This window comes from Kitasatospora putterlickiae, from assembly GCF_039527695.1.
Lineage (GTDB): Bacteria > Actinomycetota > Actinomycetes > Streptomycetales > Streptomycetaceae > Kitasatospora > Kitasatospora putterlickiae.
The window spans coordinates 1-6,778 of record NZ_BAAAKJ010000419.1 but is presented as its reverse complement, the minus strand read 5'-3'; the positions used below and the strand labels follow the sequence as shown (position 1 = coordinate 6,778).

Genomic DNA, 6,778 nt, shown 5'->3' with positions numbered 1-6,778 from the left:
GCCCGGGGCCCTCGGTGTCCGGCGGACGCTACGGCTTCGTGGCGACGGAGACGTAGTCGACCCGCATCGGGTGCCCGGGTTCGGTGGCCGGGGTGACGGCGCCGCCGAACGCGGTGGGCAGGTTGCCGCCGACGGCGACGTTGAGGATCAGGAACAGGCCGTGGTTGACGGCCCGGTCCCAGGTCGCCCGGTCCATCCGCGCGGCGGTGACCCGGTGGTGCTCACGCCCGTCGAGGTACCAGCGGACCTGCTCGGCGCCCGGCGTCAGGTCGACCTCGACCGCGTAGCGGTGGAAGCCGGTGCGGCACTCGGCGCCGCAGGGCTGGTCACCGGAGCCCAGACCGCGCGGCTCCTGGCAGGGGCCGCCGTCGAGGACACCGCAGTGCATGGTGCCGAACACCGCGTCCCGGCCGTTGACCTGCTCCATGATGTCCAGCTCGCCGATGGCCGGCCAGCCGGTGTAGCCGTTGCGCAGCTCGCCGCCGAGCGTCCAGAAGGCGGGCCAGTAGCCGGCGGCGGCCGGGCCGGTGACGTCGGGCAGGGCGATTCCGGCCTCGATCCGCATGACGCCGCCGGGCGGCGGGGCGAAGTCGGCGCGGCGGGACTCGATCCGGCCGGACGACCACTGACCCGCGGCGTCCCGGGTGGGCACGATCTCCAGGGCGCCCCGGCCGTCGAGCCGGACGTTCGCCGTCGAGTCCGTCATGGTCTCGATCTCGCCCGTCCCCCACTGCGGGGCCGGGCAACCGGGGTAGCAGGTGCCGAGGTCGTACTGCCAGTCGGCCTCGGACGGACGGCTGCCGGCCGGACCGTCGAAGTCGTCGCGCAGCAGCTGCGTCCAGCCGTCCACCGTGACCGACGGCGCCGCGGCGGGCGCGGTCTTGGACGGCAGGGCACCGGACTCCGTCAACAGCCGCTCCAGGCGCGGGGTGAGGACGACGGCGGCGACGTTGGTGAGGTGCGCGTCATCGCGGTAGAGCAGGATCCGTTCCAGCACCGCCGGGCAACTGCGGCCGTCGCCGGGGCAGATGACGTCGTTCACCGACACGGTGCGCACGCCCGGCACCCGGTCGGCCGCGATCTCGTCGGCGAGCGGGTCCGCCCAGAGCGCCTCGTCGCGCGGGAACTCGCAGGCCGCCGGGTCGTCGGTGTGGCCCGACACGCAGGCCGGCACGTCCGTCCCGGGGATCGGGGTGTCCCGCAGGTAGACGATCGGGACGCCGAGCTCGCGCAGCGGGGCGAGGGTCTTCTCCCAGCCCTGGAGCAGCAGTTCGCGGTCGTCGGTGTACCGGTTGAGGGTGGAGACGACGATCAGCCGGGGCTTGGGGCCCTCCTTCAGCCGGGCCAGCGCGTTCGCCCGCCAGGTGTCGCACTCGCGGTAGGTGCGGCCCAACTGCGGGTTGACCACCGTGAGTTCCGGCAGCGGGCAGCCCTGCTTGACCAACTCCTCCAGCTCCCAGCGCCGTTCGGCGGCGATCGCGAGCAGCGCGGAGAACCACTGGCCGGCGTGCGAGTCGCCGAGCAGCACGATCCGGTCCGGGCTGCCGACCACGCCGAAACGGCAGTCGGGGCTGGTGGTGGCGGCCGGGGCGACCTCGCACTCGCCGTCCGGCGGGAAGTCCTTGCGGGCCTGGACGGCGTCCGGCACCACCGGGGGACCACCCTTGGCCGAGGCCGCCGTGCGCACCAGCAGCGAGGTGCCGTCGGACGAGCCGGGCGGCAGGCCCTGGAGGTCGACCGGCGCGGCCGGGCCGAGCAGACGCAGCGTGCCGGTGCCGACGACCAGCGCCAGCACCACCGGGATGACCACCGAGGCGAGTCCCAACGACAGGCCACGGCGCGGGAGTTCGGAGACCGTGCGGCTCTTCCGCAGCGGCCGTTCGACCCACCGCATCACCGCGGCGGCGGGCAGCGCGGCGGCGGCGGTGAGCGCCACCTTCACCGGCCAGTCCAGCGGGCCGAACTTCGCACCGGCGAGGACGAGCACGGGCCAGTGCCACAGGTACAGGTTGTAGGAGAGCCGGCCGATCGCCCGCGGCGCGCGCAGGCCGAGCACCCGGTCCACGCCGAAACCGGACGCGCCCGAAACCGTGGCACCGTCCCGTCCGGGCGTGCCGGCCAGGATGACGGCCGCCGTGCCGAGGGTCGGGACGAGCGCCGCCCACCCCGGGTACGGGGTCGTGTTGTCGTAGGCCAGCACGCAGCCGACGACGGCCGCGGCGCCGCCCCAGCCGACCAGCACGCGCGGCACCCGCGGTCCGCGCAGCAGGTGCCAGGGCAACAGGGCGAGCAGCGCGCCGACCCCGAACTGCCAGACCCGGGACGGCGTTCCGAGGTAGGCGAGCGAGACGGAGTCCTGCGTCCAGCTCAACGAGAGCGCGAAGGAGCCGACGGTCAGCACGGCCGCGAGCGCGGCGGCGACCGGCCGCACCGCCCGCCCGCGCCCGTCCGGGCGGCCGCGCCGCGCCAGCCGCAGCACCAGGAGGACGGTGAGCGCCAGCAGCGGGCCCCAGAACAGGTAGAACTGCTCCTCGACGGCCAGCGACCAGAAGTGCAGCAGCAGGCTCTCGTCCCGGCCGGCGGCCAGGTAGTCGGTCTGCTGGGCGACGAAGCGCCAGTTGGCGACGGAGAGCGCCGACGCCAGGACGTCGTACTCCAGGTCGGCGCGACGCAGCGGCACGGTCAGCCAGGCGCCGAACAGGGCCACCGCGCCGAGCACGACCGCCGCCGAGGGCAGCAGCCGGCGGGCCCGGCGGGAGAAGAACTCACCGAGCCGGATCCGGCCGGTGGTGGTGGCCTCGCGCAGCAGCAGGCCGGTGATCAGGTAGCCGGAGATGACGAGGAAGACGTCCACGCCGACGAACCCGCCGGCCAGGCCGGGAACGGCGGCGTGGAAGGCGAGGACGGCGAGCACGGCGACCGCCCGCAGGCCCTCGATGTCGGGGCGGAAGCCGGCCGGACGGGGCGCCGGGCCCGGGGCATCGGAACCCCGGGAGGCGGCGCCGGCCCGTCGGCCGGGGATGGTGAAGGCGTCCGGCCGCAGCTCAGGGACGGCCGACGGAGCCGGTACGGGTACCGGTATCGGTGACGACGACATGGAAGGCGACGACCTTTCAACCCAGCCAGGGCAGCATCGGGCGGACCCAGCCGGAGGCGAGCAGAGCGGTGAGCAGGAGCGTGGCGGTGGCGGCCAGTCCCTCGGGCCAGCGCCGGGGCAGCATGCCGAGCCGGGGCGCCTTCGGCCCGGCGGCGGTGTCTTCGGCGCGGGTGGAGCCGCGCACCTCGCCGAGGAGGTCGCGGACCAGCGGCAGGCCGATCTGCGCCTGCACCAGGAGGTAGAGGCCGAGGCCCCAGTTGGGCGCCCAGCCGTACTCGGCGACGGCCAGGCCGAGGCCGAGCGCGCCGGCGCCGAGCGAGGCGCAGAGCCAGGCGAGCGAGAGCAGCACCACCTTGCGGGCCATCCCGCCGGACCTGGACTTGGCGCTCGCCGCGGGGGCTCCCCCACCGGCCGCGCCGGTCGGCACCCAGGCCGCGCTGCGACCGCGCAGCGTGTGCCAGAACGCGACACCGGCGGCGACGCTCATCAGCACGTTGGAGCGGATCACCTCGATCCGCCAGCGGGTCCGGCTGACCCGGGGCAGCAGCACGTGCCAGAGCCAGAGCGGCGCGAGCATCGGCAGCACGTGCCAGGGCCGGATCTGGTCCGGGTAGAAGAACATCATCACCAGCGGCGGCAGCGGCGCGACGAAGATGTTCACGGCGGCGGCCAGGTAGCCGACGATGCCCTCGTAGAAGCAGAGCCGCATCCGCCAGGGCGCGCCGATCCGCTTGAGCTCGGGCGAGCCGAGCAGGTGCAGGTTGCCCATCGCCCAGCGGTACTGCTGGTTGACGTACGAGGCGAGGTTGTCCGGCGAGGTGCCCTTGGCGACCAGCACCGGGACGTACAGCGTGCGGTAGCCCTTGGCGTACAGGCCGAGGCCGGTGAAGAGGTCCTCGCTGTGGTCGAGCCGGGCGAAGCCGCCGGCCTCGTCGATCGCCGTGCGCCGGTAGACCGCGTTGCTGCCGCAGCAGATGGCGGCGTCACTGGCGTCGCGGGAGGGCTGGATCCAGCGGAAGAACCACTCCTGCGCGGCACCGGCGGCGCGCTCGATCCAGCTCATCGTCTCGTCCGTGTCGAAGCACTGCGGGCTCTGCACGATGCCGATCCGCGGGTCCGCGAAGTACGGGACGAGGTGGCGGAGGAAGTCCGGCCGGGGTGCGAAGTCGGCGTCGAGGATGGCGATCAGCTCGCCGCTGCTCAGGGTGAGCGCGTGGTTGAGGTTGCCGGCCTTCTTGAGGTGCCCCCGGTCGGGCCGCACCACGTACCGGTACCCGTGCGCGGCGGCCAGTTCGGCCACCTCGGCCCGGTCGCCGTCGTCGAGCACCCAGACCGTCAGCGCGCCCGGCCAGTCCACCTTGGCGACCGCCCGGTAGGCGTTCTCCAGGATGTCCAGCGGCTCCCCGCAGGTCGGCAGGTACAGGTCGACGGCCGGCAGCTCCTCCGGCGCCCACGCGTGCACCAGCACCTCGTGGGACTGCCGGGTGAGCCGCCGCTGCCGCAGGCTGTTGACGGACGACAGCACCAGCGCGACCACGTTGAGCCCGAGGACGGCCAGGAAGATCCAGAGCGCCGGCGTCCGCAACGCGAACGTCAGCATGGTCCCCGCGGTGAACACGAACGCCGCCGAACTGGCGACGAGCACCCACCTGCGCTGCGGGCCGAAGTACCAGTACAACTCCTGGTCGTCCGGCGGTTGCGGCAGATGTGCAAGAGGATCGGAAGAGGAAGAGGACAAAGAGGAAACAGGAGATACCTGTTGGTCAGTCATGTGGCCCCCACAGCCGTGTTTCTGACAGCTCCACGGTCACACTACCCCATTGGTATAGACCATTAATCCATTCGTCCAGGCCGCGGACGCCACTTCCCGGCCACCTCAAACGCCCTGGTCAAGCAGTAGGTCAAGCGGACGTGAACGCTCCTCCAACAACCTGCCCGGCAGGCCCTCGCCCACCCGACCGATCGGGCACGGAAACGCCTGTGGGGCGGCAACCGGTGACCGGTTGCCGCCCCACAGGCGTTGTGCGATTCCGCGGATCAGACCGCCGCGATCGGGTACGTCGGGTACTCGACGCCCGAGACGTGCTGGACGACCCGGATGACCTGGCAGGAGTAGCCGAACTCGTTGTCGTACCACAGGTAGAGGATGGCGTTGTCGCCCTCGACCTTGGTGGCGCCGGCGTCGACGATCGAGGCGTGGCGCGAGCCGATGAAGTCGTTCGACACCGCGTCGGGGGCGGTGGTGAAGTCGATCTGGCGCTTCAGCGACGAGGTCAGCGACACGTTGCGGAGGTAGTCGAGGACCTCCTCGCGGGTGGTCTCGCGGGCCAGCTGGAGGTTCAGGATGGCGATCGAGACGTCCGGCACGGGCACGCGGATCGAGCTGCCGGTGATCTTCGCCTTGAGGTCCGGCAGGGCCTTGGCGACGGCCGAGGCGGCACCGGTCTCGGTGATCACCATGTTGAGCGGTGCCGAGCGGCCGCGGCGGTCGGCCTTGTGGTAGTTGTCCAGCAGGTTCTGGTCGTTGGTGAACGAGTGGACGGTCTCCACGTGGCCGCGCAGCACGCCGTACTCGTCCTCCATCGCCTTCAGCGGCGGGACGATCGCGTTGGTGGTGCAGGAGGCGCAGGAGAGGATCTGCTCGTCCGGCTTGATGGTGTCGTGGTTGACGCCGTGCACGATGTTGGGCACGTCGCCCTTGCCCGGGGCCGTCAGGACGACCTTCTCGATGCCGGGGCGGAGGTGGTTGGAGAGGCCCTCGCGGTCCCGCCACTTGCCCGTGTTGTCGATGAGGATGGCGTCCTGGATGCCGTACGCCGTGTAGTCGACCTCGGACGGGTCGTTGGCGTAGATCACCTTGATCTCGGTGCCGTTCGCGACGATCGTGCTGTTCGCCTCGTCGACGGTGATGGTGCCCTGGAACTGGCCGTGGATGGAGTCACGACGCAGCAGCGAGGCGCGCTTCACGATGTCCTGGTCGCCACCGCCACGGACGACGATGGCGCGCAGGCGCAGGCCGTTGCCGGAGCCGGCCTTCTCGATCAGCAGACGGGCGACCAGGCGGCCGATCCGGCCGAAGCCGTACAGGACCACGTCGCGCGGCGACTCGCGGCGCTCGATCTTGTTGGCACCCGTGGCGCCGGCGACGGCCTCGGCGGTGAACTGCTCCACCGAGAGGCCGCGGCTGTCGGCGCGGTAGGTGGCGGCGAGCATGCCGAGGTCGATCTGGGAGGGGCCGAGATCCATCGTGGTCAGCGCCTGCAGGAACGGCAGGGTCTCGGTGACCGAGAGCTCCTCACCGGCGATCTGGCGGGCGAACCGGTGGGTCTTCAGGATGCTGACCACCGACTTGTTCACCAGGGAACGGCTGTACAGCAGGACGGTAACGTCCCGCTCCCGGTGCAGTCGGCCGATGATCGGAATCATCGACTCCGCGATCTCCTCGCGGTTCTTCCAGTCCGTGAACACGTCGTCGTTGACAGTCACAAGTCCATCTTTCGAGCTAGGAGGGTGTTCACATGCTAACTGGGCCCCACCCCCCGAACCGAAACGGTCCCGCCCTATCACGCATGACAAGAATCACATGCGATCGACCCCGGCGTGTCTGGCAAGCCAAGGCGGATCAACGCAAATGGACCCCCATCCGAAGGGATGGGGGTCCATTTGTGAATGATTGTTCGG

The 6,778-nt window shown here is 71.7% G+C and carries 3 protein-coding genes; all 3 read right to left on the bottom strand.

Going from position 1 to position 6,778, the window contains the following annotated elements:
• Positions 1-28: 28 nt before the first annotated feature.
• Positions 29-3,097, bottom strand: coding sequence for an SGNH hydrolase domain-containing protein (locus ABD308_RS35005; RefSeq protein ID WP_344343994.1), 3,069 nt, complete (start codon positions 3,095-3,097; stop codon positions 29-31).
• Between the two features lie 16 nt (positions 3,098-3,113).
• Positions 3,114-4,802, bottom strand: a complete 1,689-nt coding sequence (locus tag ABD308_RS35000; RefSeq protein WP_425554925.1) for a glycosyltransferase family 2 protein — start codon at positions 4,800-4,802, stop codon at positions 3,114-3,116.
• A 332-nt stretch (positions 4,803-5,134) separates the two neighbouring features.
• Positions 5,135-6,583, bottom strand: a complete 1,449-nt coding sequence (locus tag ABD308_RS34995) for a glyceraldehyde-3-phosphate dehydrogenase (RefSeq protein ID WP_344343988.1) — start codon at positions 6,581-6,583, stop codon at positions 5,135-5,137.
• Between the last annotated feature and the right edge of the window lie 195 nt (positions 6,584-6,778).